Here is a 15,078-nt window from a genome sequence, read left to right on the forward strand (position 1 = left end):
CCTTTATTCCTGAGGTGTGGCGTGGGAACGGGTACGTGCCGTCTTGTACTCGAGCGCGGCGTTGACGAACCCGGAGAACAACGGATGGCCATCACGCGGCGTGGAGGTGAATTCCGGATGGAACTGACACGCCACGTACCAGGGATGATCGGCAAGCTCGACCATCTCCACCAGCGACTGGTCCACGCTCTTGCCTGAAATCACCAGGCCTGCACGCTCCAGCTCGTCGATGAACTGGTTGTTGACTTCGAAGCGATGGCGATGGCGCTCGACGATCTCGTCAGCGCCGTACGCCTCGCGCGCCTTGCTGCCTGACGTCAAGTGACACACCTGGCCACCCAGACGCATGGTGCCGCCCAGATCAGAGGCCGCATCGCGCAGCTCGATCTTGCCTTCGGCGTTGATCCACTCGGTAATCAGCCCCACTACCGGGTGCTTGGTGTCGTGGGTGAACTCGGTGGAGTTGGCGTCTTTCCAGCCTGCCACGTTACGTGCGAACTCGATCACCGCCACCTGCATGCCCAGGCAGATACCCAGGTAGGGGATGTTGTTTTCACGGGCGAACTGGGCGGTCAGAATCTTGCCTTCGACGCCACGCTCACCAAAGCCGCCCGGCACCAGAATGGCGTCTTTGCCAGCCAGGCGCTCGGTACCGTGACGCTCGATATCTTCGGAGTCGATGTAGTCCACGTTGACCTTGATACGCCCCTGGATACCGGCGTGGATCAGCGCTTCGTTCAATGACTTGTAAGCATCCAGCAGCTCCATGTACTTACCGACCATGGCGATGCTGATGGATTTCAGCGGGTTGAGCTTGGCATCGAGTACCTTGATCCACTCGGAAAGATCGGCCGGTGCCGCTTCCAGGCGCAGCTTGTCGCAGACGATATCGTCCAGACCGTGCTCGTGGAGCATCAGCGGAATGCGGTAGATGGTGTCGGCGTCTTGCAGCGGCACGACCGCACGCTCTTCCACGTTGGTGAACAGCGCGATCTTGCGACGCTCGCTCTCTTCCAGCTCGACTTCGCTGCGGCAAATCAGAATGTCCGGCTGGATACCGATGGAGCGCAGCTCCTTGACGCTGTGCTGGGTCGGCTTGGTCTTGGTTTCGCCAGCGGTCTTGATATAGGGCACCAGGGTCAGGTGCATGTAGATGGCGCGGCTGGCGCCCAACTCGCTGCGAATCTGACGAATGGACTCCAGGAAGGGCAGCGACTCGATATCGCCGACCGTGCCACCGATCTCCACCAGCGCCACGTCGAAGCCTTCGCCGCCGGCGTAGACACGCTGCTTGATCTCATCGGTGATATGGGGAATGACCTGTACCGTGCCGCCCAGGTAGTCACCACGACGCTCCTTGCGCAGTACGTGCTCGTACACTCGGCCGGTGGTGAAGTTGTTGCGCTGGGTCATCTTGGTACGGATGAAGCGTTCATAGTGCCCCAGGTCCAGATCCGTCTCGGCGCCATCCTCGGTGACGAACACCTCGCCGTGCTGGAAAGGACTCATGGTGCCCGGGTCCACGTTGATGTACGGGTCGAGCTTGAGCATGGTGACCTTAAGGCCGCGAGCCTCGAGAATCGCCGCCAGCGAGGCCGACGCGATGCCCTTGCCAAGAGAGGACACAACGCCGCCGGTCACGAAGATATATCGTGTCATGGAAAACCTGTCGAAACGTGATCAAAAGGCGTAACAGAAAGCCACACCAGGATGGGACGACAGAATAGCAGATTACACCCTTCGGCTCAATTTGAACTGAAATGGCCACCGTGCCGGGTCGCGAGCTAAAGCTGCCTCCCACACCAACCACTGGCTACCCATAAGCAGTGGGAGGCCGATTTATTGGGCAAAGGGGTGCCTCAGGCACCCCTTATCAGCCACCTCGTTACACGCTTAAACGTTCAGGTAGTCCAGAATGCCTTCGGCGGCCTGGCGGCCTTCATAAATGGCCGTGACCACGAGGTCCGAACCGCGCACCATATCGCCACCAGCAAAGATTTTCTCGTTGCTGGTCTGGAACGCATACTGGCCATGCTCGGGTGCCTTGACCAGATCCCAGTCGTTGACCTCGATATTGGCGCTTTTGAACCATGGGGCCGGACTTGCCTGGAAGCCAAAGGCCACCACCACCGCATCGGCGGCAATGATCTCTTCGGAGCCGGGCACCACTTCCGGGCGACGGCGACCGTTTTCATCCGGCTCGCCCAAGCGCGTCCGCACGACCTTCACGCCCTCGACCTTGTCGTCCCCGACCACCGCCACCGGCTGACGGTTGAACAAAAACTCGACGCCCTCTTCCCGGGCGTTGGCCACTTCACGGCGCGAACCCGGCATGTTCTCTTCGTCGCGGCGATAGGCACAGGTCACGCTGGCAGCACGCTGACGAATCGAGGTGCGGTTACAGTCCATGGCGGTATCGCCACCACCCAGCACCACGACCCGCTTGCCTTCCATGGAGATGAAGTCGCTGGGGTCTTTTTCGAAGCCCAGGCGGCGGTTGACGTTGGCAATCAGGAAGTCCAGCGCCTTGTAGACACCGGGCAGGTCTTCGCCGGGGAAGCCACCCTGCATGTACTTGTAGGTGCCCATGCCCAGGAACACCGCATCGTACTCCTGCAGCAGCGTCTCGAACTCGATGTCAGTGCCGATTTCGGTATTCAGGCGGAACTCGACGCCCATCTCTTCGAAGACCGCGCGGCGGCGCTCCATGACGTTCTTTTCCAGCTTGAACTCCGGGATACCGAAGGTCAGCAGGCCGCCAATTTCCGGGTACTTGTCGAACACCACGGGCTTGACGCCGTTACGCGCCAGAATGTCGGCACAGCCGAGGCCCGCAGGCCCCGCCCCTACAATGGCGACCTTCTTGTCGGTCCAGACCACCTTGGACATGTCCGGGCGCCAGCCCATGGCAAAGGCGGTATCGGTAATGTACTTCTCTACGGAGCCGATGGTGACGGCACCAAAGCCATCGTTCAGGGTGCAGTCGCCCTCGCACAGGCGATCCTGCGGGCACACGCGGCCACACACTTCCGGCAGCGAGTTGGTCTTGTGGGACAGCTCGGCGGCTTCGATGATGTTGCCTTCCACCACCAGCTGCAGCCAGTTGGGAATGTAGTTATGTACCGGGCACTTCCATTCGCAGTACGGGTTGCCACAGTGCAAGCAGCGATGCGCCTGACTGGCCGCATCGGTGGGCTTGAAGGGCTCGTAGATTTCCGCGAACTCTTTGGCACGGGTATGTGCCGGTTTTTTCTCGGGGTCTTTACGACCCACGTCGACGAACTGAAAATCGTTATTCAAACGGTTGGCCATGATCTCTCTCCTCGAAGCGTAGGCGCGGACGGTTATTGCGGCTGACGCCGGGATTGATCCAGCAGACTACCCAGGCTGGCGGCCTTGGGCTTCACCAGCCAGAAGTGGCGTGCGTAGTCGCTGAAGTCTTCCAGAATCGCCGCACCACGCGCAGAGCCGGTCGCCGCCACGTAGGCTTCGATCATTTCGCGCAGGTGACGACGATAGGCTTCCATCGCTTCGGTATTCACCCGGTGGATTTCGACCAGCTCGTGGTTGTACTTGTCCACGAAGGTACGATCTTCATCCAGTACGTAGGCAAAACCACCGGTCATGCCTGCCCCAAAGTTGACGCCCGTCTCACCCAGCACACAGACCAGGCCGCCGGTCATGTATTCGCAGCAGTGGTCCCCGGCGCCTTCGATCACCGCCGTGGCGCCAGAGTTACGCACGCCAAAGCGCTCGCCTGCCGTACCCGCCGCAAACAGCGTGCCGCCGGTGGCACCATAGAGGCAGGTGTTGCCGATGATGGCAGTCTTGTGGCTTTCGAACTGGCTGACCTTGGGCGGCACGATCACGATGCTGCCACCGTTCATCCCCTTGCCCACGTAGTCGTTGGCGTCGCCTTCCAGGTAGAGATTCAAACCACGCGCGTTCCAGACACCAAAGCTCTGGCCCGCCACCCCTTTGAAGCGCGCGGTGACCGGCGCCGCTTCCAGGCCATCCTCGCCGTAGCGCTTGGCAATCGCCCCCGAAGTGAGCGCGCCCACGCTGCGGTCGCAGTTGGTGATGGTGAAATCGAAGGTGCCGCCGGACTGGGTGTCGATGGCCTCTTTCAGCGCCGCCAGCACTTCCTGGTTCTTGGCACCGGGGTCGTGGGGCACGTTGCGGCTGACCACGCAGAACTGCGGCGCGTCGGCAGGCACGAAATCGTTGGCCAGCAGCGGCGTCAGGTCCAGCTTGCGCTGCGACGCGGTGTTGCCTTCCAGCACTTCCAGCAGGTCGGTACGGCCAATCAGGTCGGTGAGTTTGCTCACGCCCAGCATGGCCATCAGCTCGCGCACTTCCTCGGCAATGAAGCGGAAGTAGTTCTTCACCATGTCCACGGTGCCACGGAAATGCTCGCCGCGCAGGAAGTCATCCTGAGTAGCGACACCGGTAGCACAGTTGTTGAGATGGCAAATGCGCAGGAACTTGCAGCCCAGCGCCACCATGGGCGCCGTGCCAAAGCCGAAGCTTTCGGCCCCAAGAATGGCCGCCTTGACGACGTCCAGTCCGGTTTTCAGGCCGCCGTCGGTCTGTAGACGAATCTTGTCGCGCAGGCCATTGATCCGCAGTGCCTGATGCACTTCCGGCAGGCCCAGCTCCCAGGGGGAACCGGCGTGCTTGATGGAGGTGAGCGGGCTCGCCGCCGTGCCGCCATCGTAGCCCGATACGGTGATCAGGTCCGCGTAGGCCTTGGCAACGCCGGTGGCAATGGTACCGATGCCGGGCTCGGAGACCAGCTTCACCGACACCTGGGCATCAGGGTTGACCTGCTTCAGGTCGAAGATCAGCTGCGCCAGGTCTTCGATGGAGTAGATGTCGTGGTGCGGCGGCGGCGAAATGAGCGTCACGCCGGGCACAGAGTAGCGCAGGCGGGCAATCAGTTGATTGACCTTGCCGCCTGGCAGCTGGCCGCCTTCGCCGGGCTTGGCCCCTTGGGCAACCTTGATCTGCAATACGTCTGCATTGACCAGGTAGGCCGGCGTCACGCCGAAACGGCCAGAGGCGATCTGCTTGATCTTCGAGCTGCGGATGGTGCCGTAGCGGGCTGGGTCTTCACCGCCTTCCCCGGAGTTGGAGCGACCTCCGGCCTCGTTCATGGCCTGGGCCAGCGCCTCATGGGCCTCGGGGGAGAGTGCGCCCAGCGACATGCCTGCGCTGTCGAAGCGTGGAATCAGCGCTTCGATGGGCTCGACCTCTTCCAGCGGAATCGGCGTGGCCGCAGGCTTGAGTTTCAGCAGGTCACGAATGGTGGCCACGGGGCGCTCGTTCACCAGCTGCGCGAACTTCTTCCACTTGGTGTAGCTGCCCTCTTGCACCGCCGCTTGCAGCGCCTTGACCACATCCGGGTTATAGGCGTGGTACTCGTGGCCGTGCACGTACTTGAGCATACCGCCCTGGGAGATGCCCTTGCGCGGAATCCAGGCATCCTTGGCCAGCAGCTCCTGCTGCAGCTGCAGCTCGGCAAAGCCGGTGCCCTGAATGCGCGACGCCATGCCGACGAAACAGGTATCCATCACTTCATCGGCCAGGCCCACGGCTTCGAACAGCATGGAGCCACGGTAGGACGCCAGCGTCGAGATACCCATCTTCGAAAGAATCTTGAACAGCCCCTTCTGCAGGCCCTTGCGGTAGTTCTCGCGGGCATCTGCCGGGTTACCGGTGAGTTCGCCAGTGCGGTGCATGTCGGCCATCACCTGATAGGCCAGCCACGGGTAGACCGCCGTGGCGCCCACGCCGAACAGTACGGCCATCTGGTGGGCGTCGCGGGCATAGCCGGTTTCGACCACGATGTTGGCATTCGGGCGCAGCGCCAGACGCCCCAGGTGCGAGTGCACGGCACCTACGGCCAGGGCTGCCTGGATGGGCAGTTGGCCCTTGGGCAGTTCGGCATCGCTCAGCACCAGAATTACCTTGCCCGCCTTGACCTGCGCTTCGGCTTCCTGGCACAGCGCCACGATGGCTTGCTGGAGGCTGGTGCTTTCCGGGTCGTAACCCAGCGGCAGCAGATGGCTGGCAAATGCCGGGTCATCCTGACTCACCAGCGCAGTGAACTTGCGTGGCGACAGCACCGGCGTGGTCAGGATCAAACGGTGCGCGTGCTCCGGCGTGGCCTTGAAGACGTTCAGCTCGGCACCGCAGCAGGTTTCCAGCGACATGACGATCGCTTCGCGCAGCGGGTCGATGGGCGGGTTGGTGACCTGAGCAAACTTCTGACGGAAGAAGTCGGTCAGCAGGCGCGGACGGCTCGACAGGACCGCCATGGGCGTATCGTCGCCCATGGACCCGACGGCTTCCTGGCCGCTTTCTGCCAGCGGACGCAGCACCTGGTCGCGCTCTTCGAAGGTCACCTGGAACATCTTCTGCTGGACGTTCAGGGCGTCGGTATCCATGGTCTGGAACCGCGCCAGCTCGGTCAGCGCCGACTCCAGGTAGCTGGCTTCCTGCTTCAGCCAACGCTTGTAGGGGTAGGCAGATTTCAGGCGGTCATCGATGTCCTGGGTGTGCAGCACTTCGCCGGTGTGGGTATCCACGGCCAGCATCTGACCAGGGCCGACTCGACCTTTGGCCACCACGTCTTCCGGCTGATAGCCGTAGGTGCCGATTTCCGACGCCAGCGTGATGTAGCCATTCTTGGTGATCACCCAGCGCGCCGGGCGCAGCCCGTTACGGTCGAGCATACACACAGCCTGACGGCCGTCGGTCATGACCACGCCAGCGGGGCCATCCCAGGGCTCCATGTGCATGGAGTTGTATTCGTAGAACGCCCGCAGCTCGGCATCCATGGTTTCCACGTTCTGCCAGGCAGGTGGCACCATCATGCGCACGGCGCGGTGCAGCTCCATCCCCCCGGTCAGCAGCACTTCCAGCATGTTGTCCATGCTGGAGGAGTCGGAGCCGGTGGTGTTGACGATTTCATCCAGCTTGGCGATATCGGGCAGACGCTCGTTGACGAAGTTCGCCTTGCGCGAGTTCGCCCAGCCGCGGTTGGCTTCGATGGTGTTGATTTCACCGTTATGTGCCAGCAGGCGGAACGGCTGCGCCAGGGGCCAGCGCGGCGCCGTGTTGGTCGAGAAGCGCTGGTGGAAAACACAAATGGCGGTTTCCAGGCGCGGGTCGTTCAGGTCCTTGTAAAAAGCTGGCAGGTCTTCCGGCATCACCAGGCCTTTATAGGAGACCACTTCGCTGGAAAGCGACGCCACGTAGAAGTCTTCATCACTGCGCAGGGCCTGCTCGGCATAGCGGCGCGCCATGAACAGGTCGACATCGAAGTTGTCGCTGCTGCCGGGCGCCACGAACAGCTGCTCGATACGCGGCAGGCAGTCCAGTGCCATGGGCCCACAGACACTGGAGTCGGTGGGCACGACTCGCCAGCCCAGCACGTCCAGGCCGCGGGCGCTCAGCTCGCCGACCAGGGTTTCCCTGGCCTTGCTGGCACGCGCATCGTCGTCAGGCAGGAATACCACGCCCACGGCAAAGCGCTCGCCCAGCGCCACACCGAGCGCCTCTTGAGCTGCCGCACGCATGAACTGCGCTGGCATCTTGAGCAGCAGACCACAACCGTCGCCGGTTTTGCCGTCTGCCGCGATACCACCGCGATGCGTCATGCAGGTAAGTGATTCAATGGCCGTTTTCAGCAAGTCGTGACTGGCCTGCCCTTCCATATGGGCAATCAGGCCAAAACCACAGTTATCGCGAAACTCGCCAGGCTGGTGAAGACCTCTATTCATTGGGCGTGCCTCTAGTCAGCGTATTTTACCAGCAGCGTTTTTATGGTATTATTTCGGGTTTTTCTTTTTTTATGGCTCTTATTACCCGCCTGAAATAAGGGCTTTCCCGCATCCGCTGCTGCAAGAAAATGGTTGCTCAGCATAGCGATTTGCAGCCGCGTAGCGCAATCACCCAGAACTCGCCAACTGCAAAAAAACCTTGTCAAATCCTGTAGTTGCATGCTCAAACTACAAAAAAATACATACACTTCAAGCACTTGCACAGTCATTGCACGATTTTTAAACGATGCCTACAAAGCATTAGACTTTGGTCTAAAATAAAGCAAAAAACCCATGCCGATAGCGCATAAGCCATGCTGATTGGATACTGACAGCCAATAAAAAGCCCGCCGTGGCTGGGCGGGCTTTGCCAATGTCATGACTGACGCATGGTCAGCATCCGACGCTACCTCGCTAGGCTTTGTACGAAAAGTCGGCGAGCGATGGCCAGACAAGGCAAAAATCGGCGAAAAGACGGAGTTTACAAGGTGTAAATGAGTACTTTGAGCCGATTTTTAACGCCGTATGGGCGAGCGTAGGCAGTTTTCGTACAAAGCCTAGGCGCGAGGGTAGTCGGTCAGCAGCTCGGTCAGCAGTTCCGGGGGCGTGGCATCGCTGACGCAGGCATCCCCCAGCGCCTTGAGCAGCACCAGCCGCAGGCGCGCATCGACGTTTTTCTTGTCCAGGCGCATGCGCACCAGAAAATCATCGGCGCTCATATCATGCGGCGCGGCCAGCGGTAGCCCGGCACTTTCGATCACCGACCGAGTGCGCGCCAGCGCATCCTCCGTGATCCAGCCCAGCTGGCATGACAGCGTGGCCGCCATGGCCATGCCCGCCCCCACCGCCTCACCGTGCAGCCAGTTGCCATACCCCTGATGCGCTTCGATGGCATGGCCAAAGGTATGCCCCAGGTTCAACAGTGCGCGAACCCCCTGCTCGGTTTCGTCTTCGGCCACGATGTCGGCCTTGATCTGGCAGCTTCTGGCAATCGCCTCGGCCACGATGCCTGGCTCCACCTGACGCAGGGCATCCATGTGCGCTTCCAACCAGCCCAAAAAGTCTTCGTCACGAATGAAGCCATACTTCACGACTTCTGCCAGGCCCGCCGACAGCTCCCGGGGCGGCAGCGTGACCAGGGTATCGATATCGACGATGACGGCTTTGGGCTGCCAGAAAGCGCCAATCATGTTCTTGCCCAGCGGATGGTTCACCCCGGTCTTCCCGCCCACCGAGGAGTCCACCTGCGAGAGCAGGGTGGTGGGCACTTGAATGAACGCGACGCCGCGCTGATAGGAGGCCGCCGCATAGCCCACCATGTCGCCAATCACTCCACCGCCCAGCGCAATGAGCGTACAGCGGCGGTTGAACCCCGCCTCCAGCAAGGCATCCCAGATACGGCTGACCTGTTCGATGCTCTTGTACTGCTCGCCATCGGGCAGCACCAGCGTGCGTACGTCAAGGTGCTCGGGCAAGCTTTGGCACAGCGCGTCGAGATAGTGCGGCGCAACGGTCTCGTTGGTGATCACCATGACCTGCTCACCCGCCAGGTAAGGCACGAACCGCTCAGGGCGATTCAACAACCCCACGCCGATATGAATGGGGTAGCTTCGCTCACCCAGATCCACGTTCAGAGTGCGTTCTATGCCTGAGGGCTGTGTCATGACGATACCTTTGTTTGCGTTGTGCCTGTTGCTTCCAGCGGGTCGACCAGCCGGTGGACCCGGCGCAGAATTTCATTGACCACGGCACGCGGACTGCGTCGATCCGTACGTACGGTAATATCGGATGTGGCGCGATAGAGGGGGTCACGGGTGGCGAACATGTCGTTGAGCACCTGCTCCCGATCGGCACACTGGAGCAGCGGACGATTACGGTCCTTGGCCGTGCGCTTGAGCTGTTGCTCTACGGTGGTCATCAGGTATACCACGGTACCGCGTTCACGCAGTGCACGGCGATTCTCTTCGCGCAGCACCGCCCCACCTCCGGTGGCCACCACCACGCCAGCAAGCCGTGTCAGCTCATCGATCATCTGGATTTCGCGCTGACGAAAACCGGGCTCCCCTTCCACGTCGAAAATCCACGGGATATCGGCACCGCAACGATCCTGTATGGCATGGTCGCTATCATGAAAGGAGCGCGACAGCTCCGCCGCCAACAGGCGACCTATCGTGCTCTTGCCAGCCCCCATGGGGCCGATCAAAAAAATATTGGGTAAATCCTGCATCAGCGAACCGCCAAACCATCATCAAGTAATCGGGGAGTGATAAAGACCAGTAACTCTACCTTTTCATTGCTCTCTTCGGTATAGCGGAACAGCCGACCGATAAAGGGCAGATCACCCAGCAGCGGTGTCTTGGCCATCTGGCTCAGCTGCTCGGTGGTCAGGATACCGCCCAGTACCACCGTCTGACCGTTGTCCACCAACACCTGAGTTTCGATCTGATTGGTGTCGATGGGCGGCTCGCCGCCAAACTCGCTTTCCCGGAAACTGTCGTTCTTGATCACCAGATCCATGATGATACGGTTGTCCGGGGTAATTTGCGGCGTGACCTCCAGCGACAGCTCCGCCTCCTTGAACTCGGTATCGGGGTTGCCTTGGGCATCGACGCTCTGGAAGGCACGCTCTTCGCCTTGGCGGATGGTGGCCGTGCGCTGGTTGGCGGTAATCACGCGTGGCTGCGAAATGGTCTGGCTCTTGCCTTCGCTTTCCAGGGCGCGCAGCTCCAGGTCGAGCAGAATATCCCCCGAGAGATAACCAAAGCTGAAGCCCGTGCTGGCCGCGGCGGTAGAGCCCAGGTCAACGGCCAGCCCACCCTGGGCACGGTTGAGGCCGCCAGGATTGATGTTGCGCGGCACGAACTGCCCGGCATCGTTTTCCAGGAAGCCTCGGGTGCTGGAGACGCCCCAGTTCACCCCCAACTCCCGGGAAGCGGTATCTCGGGCAATCACGATACGTGCCTCGATCTGCACCTGACGCACCGCCACATCCAGCCTGTCCAGGGTACGCATGATGTCGCGCACCTGTTCCGCCGTGTCTTGAATGAGCAGCGTATTGGTACGCTGATCGACGCTGACGCGGCCACGGTCGGTCAACAAGCCAAACCCGTCACCACCGCGCAGCAGCTGCGCCAGGTCTTCTGCCCGCGCGTACTTGACCTCGACGAACTCGGTGATCAGCGGGGCAAGGGTCTGCTGCTGGTTGCGCGCCTCGATCTCCTGCCGCTCCAGGTCAGCCAGCTCGCTGGCGGGGGCCACCACGATGACATTGCCCTGCTCGCGACTGGAGAGCCCCTGGCTTTGCAGAATCAATGCCAGCGCCTGGTCCCAAGGGACTTCGTTCAGGTTCAAGGTGACGCGCCCCGTCACGCTGTCGCTGGCCACCAGGTTCAGGCCAGTAAACTCGGCCAGCGTCGCCAGCACGGCACGCACTTCGATATCCTGAAAGTTGAGACTCAGGCGATCACCCGTGAACGACTGCCCTTCGCGCTCGCGCTGCTGCTGCGGTGCCTGGCTCACCGGCTGGACCTCAATGGTCAACGTGCGGCCACTCTGCGAGGACAACATGGCGTAAGGGCCTTCCGTTTGCAGCTCCAGCAGCGTGTCACGCTGCCCGGAACGGGGCGTGATGCGGGTAATCGGCGTAGCAAAATCGGTGACATCGTAAATCTGGTTCAAGGCATCGGGGATGTCCACGTCTCGCAATTCGGCAATCACGCGCCCCCCACTGCCTTCACGCACCTGAGTGACGACACCGTCACGGTCGAAGGTCACCAACAGGCGCCCCGAGCCATCCGTACCGCGGCGGAAGTCGATATCACTGACCTGGGGGCCTTGCGACGTTTCCAGGCCTCCCTGAGGCGAGGCATCAGGCGAGAGCGTAATCCTCAACCGGTCGCCGTCGACCCGTGAGGTGTATTCCAACGGCTGGCTCAGGTCGACCACCAACCGCGTTCGGCCATTGCCTTCCAGCGCCGTGATGCGTTCGACGCCTGCACTGCCGACATTAATGCGACGCTGTGCCAAGCCGCTTTGCGTATCGGCCAAGTCCAGCGCCAGACGCGGCGGCGCATCCAGGCGATAGCCGCTCAGCTCCGCCACGCCACCGCTGAACTGCAGCAGCAGCTCCACGTCGCCACGCGAGGTTTCTCGAACGTCCAGCGCAGTGAGCACGGAGCCCCAGGCCAGCGCAGGCATCATGGCAAACAGGGAAAGCGTTATTTGGCGGAGCGTGATGGCCATAAAAAGTCATCCAGTAACTGAAAAAGGTCGAAACACGTTATGTGGCAGGGCGCTTGCGGCTTACTCCAACGTCAGCGCCGCCGGGCGCTCCTGCCAGCCTTGCTGCTGATTGAAAATGCGCTCGGTCAGCCGCACCTGCTGCGGTTCAATGGCCGTGATGCGTCCATGGTCGGTACCCAGGTAGTTGCCCACCCTGACGCTGGTCACACTGCCATCCGGAGCGGCAATCATGCCCACCTGCTGACCGCCCATGCGCAGCGTGCCCACCAGGCGCAGCGATGGCAACGGAAACTGCTCCAACGGCTCGGGAGGGCGCTGCTGGTCCGGGGCAAGGGCACTTTCCAGCAAGGCCGACGAGGCCTGCGTACGAATGCTCTCGGGTGCTAAAAAGGGGCTACGTGCATCACTATAACGATAATCGACCACTCGGTAATCGGGAATCGTCGGTATTTCTATCGGCGGCTGCCCCGCTGGGCTACGCCGAATGTCATTGAGCTGTTCGTCCAACTGAGCCAGGTTGGCATCCCCGCAGCCAGCCAGCAGTAACAGGCACCCTACCAGGACGGGCCAACGCTTCATGGTGTGCCCCCCTGCTCTGCATCATCTATATAGCTATAGGTGCGCGCCAGCAGCGACATGCGCAGCGTATCACTGCCCTGCTCGATAGGCACTAGAGTGACATCCTGCTGGGTGATGATCCGCGCCTGCTGGCTGATATCCGCCACGAAGCGTGCCAGCTCATGAAAGCCGCCCCTCACCTGGATATCGAAGGGGTGCTCGACATAGTGGGTATTGAGTACCGTGGGGCGAAGGCGAATGGTCTCGATGGTCAGATTGTTGCTCACCGCAGCATCGCTGATACCGTCCAGCAGCGTGGGGATCTCGGCGCTGGTGGGGAGCATGGCACGCATCGAGGAAATCTGCTCTTCCAACAGCGTCAGCTGGTCGCGTACCTCCGGCAAGAAAGCCGCTTCACCCACCTTGCCACGATACTCACCCAGCAAACGCACTTCCTGACGCTGCGCCGCTTCCAGCGCAATACGCTTCTCGCCGACCAGCCACCAGCTCAGACCGCCGAACACGATGACGAATGCCAGCAAGCAGCACAGGCCTTTCAACAAGGTGGGCCACTCGCCCGCCTCTTTTACATCCAGCGCTTGCCAATCGACGCTCTGCAGACGCTGCCACTCGTCACGCCACCGCTGTCGGCTCCAGATCATGGTGCTGACTCCTCGCTACCGGGCAGCACTTGCACCACCTCGAACTGAAAAACCCGACTGGTGCCATCCTGGCCGCTGGCGACTTCCGACAACAGCGGCACTCCCAAGCCTGGCATGTCGGCGATTTGACGAAGCTGCTCGGATACCTGCCGCTCGTTACCGGCCATGGCCGAAATACTGACACGGTCACCACTGCGCGCCAGACGCTGATACACCACGCCATCGACCACGCTGGCGGCGATGTCATTGAACAACTTGACCGTGCTGGCCCGCTCGCCCTGCAGCGTTTGAAACAGCGTCAATTGCTCACCCAGGCGAGCTACCGAGGCCTGATAGCGCTGCACATCGGCAATTTCACTGTTCAAACGCTCGAGCTGTTGCGTGATGTACGCATTGCGCTGCTGCTGCGCCGCCAGCTTCTGCTGATAAAGTTGCGAAGCGCCCAGTCCAAGCCCCACGCCCAGCAGCAACATCAGGATGACCAGTTGCGCGAAGCGTCGCGTGCGTCGCTGCCGTCGCGCCTCACGCCAGGGCAGCAGGTTGATGGTGATGCTCATAGCCCGGCCCTCATGGCCAGCCCACCCGCGGTCAGCATGGCCGGTGCATCGTTGGTGAGCCCTTCGATATTGAGACGCTTGTTGATCCGCATGCGTTGAAACGGATTGGCAATGGTCACCGTCATGCCGCTATCTTCGGAGATGCGCTCTGCCAGGCCGGGTATCACGCTCGACCCGCCGGCCAGAACGATATGCTGCACTTCATGCTGGCGGCCAGCGGTGTAATAAAGCTGCAAGGAGCGCCCTACCTGCTGGACGACCGTGTCGAGAAAGGGATTGAGCACTTTCTCCTGATAGTCATCGGGCAAGCCACCGCGTTTCTTGGCAAACCCGGCTTCTTCGATACTGAGCGAATAGTAGTCACGGATGGCATCGGTCAGCTGTCGGCCACCAAACACCGTGTCGCGGCTGTAGACGATATGGCCACCGCGCACTACATGGAAGGCATTCATGTTGGCCCCGACATCCACCAGGCCTACGCAGGCGTTGGGGTCGCTATCCACCTTCAGCTGGCGGCGCAGCTCGGCCAACGAGCGCTCCATGGCGAAGGTTTCCACGTCGACGGCAGCGGGTTCGAGCCCTGCACGCTCCAGAGTTTCGGTCAATTGGGAGACATCCTGCTGACGGCAAGCCACCAGAATGACCTGCTGCTGCTCTTCATCGAAAGGCGCAGGGCCCAGGCAGTGAAAATCGAACGCCACTTCACTGAACGGAAAGGGGATATGGCGGTCAGACTCGGCGATGATCCGTTCTTCTATCTCGTCTTCGCTGAGCGAGACGGGAAATTGCAGCGTTTTGGTAATCGCAGCGCTGGCAGGAACGGCGACGGCGGCCTTGCGGGTCGAAGGCTTGGCATGCTCCACTGCCCGGCTCAACACGTTGGCCACATCGTTGATATCTCGGATGCGTCGCTCGACCACTGCGCCTTCACGCAGGGGGCGCACGGCGTAGCTTTCTACCTGAAAATTGTCATTGCACTGCTTGAGTTCGAGCAGCTTGACGGTCGCCGAGGTAATATCGACACCAATCAACCCTTTACTGGGTGCTAGTAAGCGCATGTTGAGTCCGGCTCCGCCTGCCTATCGTGCAAGTTTCGAGGTTACATGATTTTTGCTTAAGGCACACGCCAATGCCTCTACGCCATATCAACACTGGTGGCCGCTGCTTCCCCTTCCTATAATGGCAGCCATTGCGCGCTATGGCGGTTACACCACCATACCTACTCTCTTTTCA

Annotated in this window: 10 protein-coding genes; all 10 read right to left on the reverse strand. The window is 61.0% G+C overall.

Features of this window, described 5'->3' with window-relative positions:
• Positions 1-3 precede the first annotated feature (3 nt).
• Entirely contained in the window at positions 4-1,659 is a 1,656-nt protein-coding gene (locus LG409_RS14505; RefSeq protein ID WP_227406986.1) for a CTP synthase, read from the reverse strand.
• A gap of 234 nt (positions 1,660-1,893) precedes the next feature.
• Entirely contained in the window at positions 1,894-3,312 is a 1,419-nt protein-coding gene (locus tag LG409_RS14510) for an FAD-dependent oxidoreductase (RefSeq protein WP_016914848.1), read from the reverse strand.
• Between the two features lie 32 nt (positions 3,313-3,344).
• Positions 3,345-7,787, reverse strand: coding sequence for a glutamate synthase large subunit (gltB, locus tag LG409_RS14515; RefSeq protein ID WP_039180091.1), 4,443 nt, complete (start codon positions 7,785-7,787; stop codon positions 3,345-3,347).
• Positions 7,788-8,383: 596 nt separating this feature from the next.
• A complete protein-coding gene (gene aroB, locus LG409_RS14520) occupies positions 8,384-9,490 on the reverse strand; it encodes a 3-dehydroquinate synthase (RefSeq protein WP_227406987.1) in 1,107 nt (368 codons plus the stop codon).
• A complete protein-coding gene (gene aroK, locus LG409_RS14525; RefSeq protein ID WP_096922335.1) occupies positions 9,487-10,053 on the reverse strand; it encodes a shikimate kinase AroK in 567 nt (188 codons plus the stop codon). Before aroK ends, aroB begins: the two co-directional genes overlap by 4 nt.
• Positions 10,053-12,068: a type IV pilus secretin family protein gene (gene pilQ, locus LG409_RS14530; RefSeq protein ID WP_144982211.1), complete on the reverse strand. Its 2,016-nt coding sequence runs from the start codon at positions 12,066-12,068 to the stop codon at positions 10,053-10,055. The genes aroK and pilQ overlap by 1 nt, the downstream gene beginning before the upstream one ends.
• A 60-nt stretch (positions 12,069-12,128) precedes the next feature.
• Positions 12,129-12,647, reverse strand: a complete 519-nt coding sequence (locus tag LG409_RS14535; RefSeq protein WP_167385710.1) for a pilus assembly protein PilP — start codon at positions 12,645-12,647, stop codon at positions 12,129-12,131.
• Complete coding sequence (locus LG409_RS14540) at positions 12,644-13,288, reverse strand: type 4a pilus biogenesis protein PilO (protein WP_039180103.1); 645 nt, start codon at positions 13,286-13,288, stop codon at positions 12,644-12,646. The genes LG409_RS14535 and LG409_RS14540 overlap by 4 nt, the downstream gene beginning before the upstream one ends.
• On the reverse strand, positions 13,285-13,845 hold the full coding sequence (locus LG409_RS14545) for a PilN domain-containing protein (protein WP_039180105.1): 561 nt from the start codon (positions 13,843-13,845) through the stop codon (positions 13,285-13,287). The genes LG409_RS14540 and LG409_RS14545 overlap by 4 nt, the downstream gene beginning before the upstream one ends.
• The gene (gene pilM / locus LG409_RS14550; protein WP_039180108.1) at positions 13,842-14,903 is read right to left on the reverse strand and encodes a type IV pilus assembly protein PilM; all 1,062 of its coding nucleotides are present in this window, start codon (positions 14,901-14,903) and stop codon (positions 13,842-13,844) included. Before pilM ends, LG409_RS14545 begins: the two co-directional genes overlap by 4 nt.
• Positions 14,904-15,078: the final 175 nt, after the last annotated feature.

This window comes from Halomonas sp. NyZ770, from assembly GCF_020616575.1.
In the GTDB taxonomy this organism is placed as follows: Bacteria; Pseudomonadota; Gammaproteobacteria; order Pseudomonadales; family Halomonadaceae; genus Vreelandella; species Vreelandella hamiltonii.

Bases quoted from the DNA above. Each gene is read 5' to 3' on its own strand.
- LG409_RS14540 (WP_039180103.1), bottom strand. From the start codon at position 13,288: ATGATCTGGAGCCGACAGCGGTGGCGTGACGAGTGGCAGCGTCTGCAG.
- LG409_RS14545 (WP_039180105.1), bottom strand. From the start codon at position 13,845: ATGAGCATCACCATCAACCTGCTGCCCTGGCGTGAGGCGCGACGGCAG.
- LG409_RS14505 (WP_227406986.1), bottom strand. From the start codon at position 1,659: ATGACACGATATATCTTCGTGACCGGCGGCGTTGTGTCCTCTCTTGGC.
- pilM (WP_039180108.1), bottom strand. From the start codon at position 14,903: ATGCGCTTACTAGCACCCAGTAAAGGGTTGATTGGTGTCGATATTACC.
- pilQ (WP_144982211.1), bottom strand. From the start codon at position 12,068: ATGGCCATCACGCTCCGCCAAATAACGCTTTCCCTGTTTGCCATGATG.
- LG409_RS14510 (WP_016914848.1), bottom strand. From the start codon at position 3,312: ATGGCCAACCGTTTGAATAACGATTTTCAGTTCGTCGACGTGGGTCGT.
- aroK (WP_096922335.1), bottom strand. From the start codon at position 10,053: ATGCAGGATTTACCCAATATTTTTTTGATCGGCCCCATGGGGGCTGGC.
- LG409_RS14535 (WP_167385710.1), bottom strand. From the start codon at position 12,647: ATGAAGCGTTGGCCCGTCCTGGTAGGGTGCCTGTTACTGCTGGCTGGC.
- gltB (WP_039180091.1), bottom strand. From the start codon at position 7,787: ATGAATAGAGGTCTTCACCAGCCTGGCGAGTTTCGCGATAACTGTGGT.
- aroB (WP_227406987.1), bottom strand. From the start codon at position 9,490: ATGACACAGCCCTCAGGCATAGAACGCACTCTGAACGTGGATCTGGGT.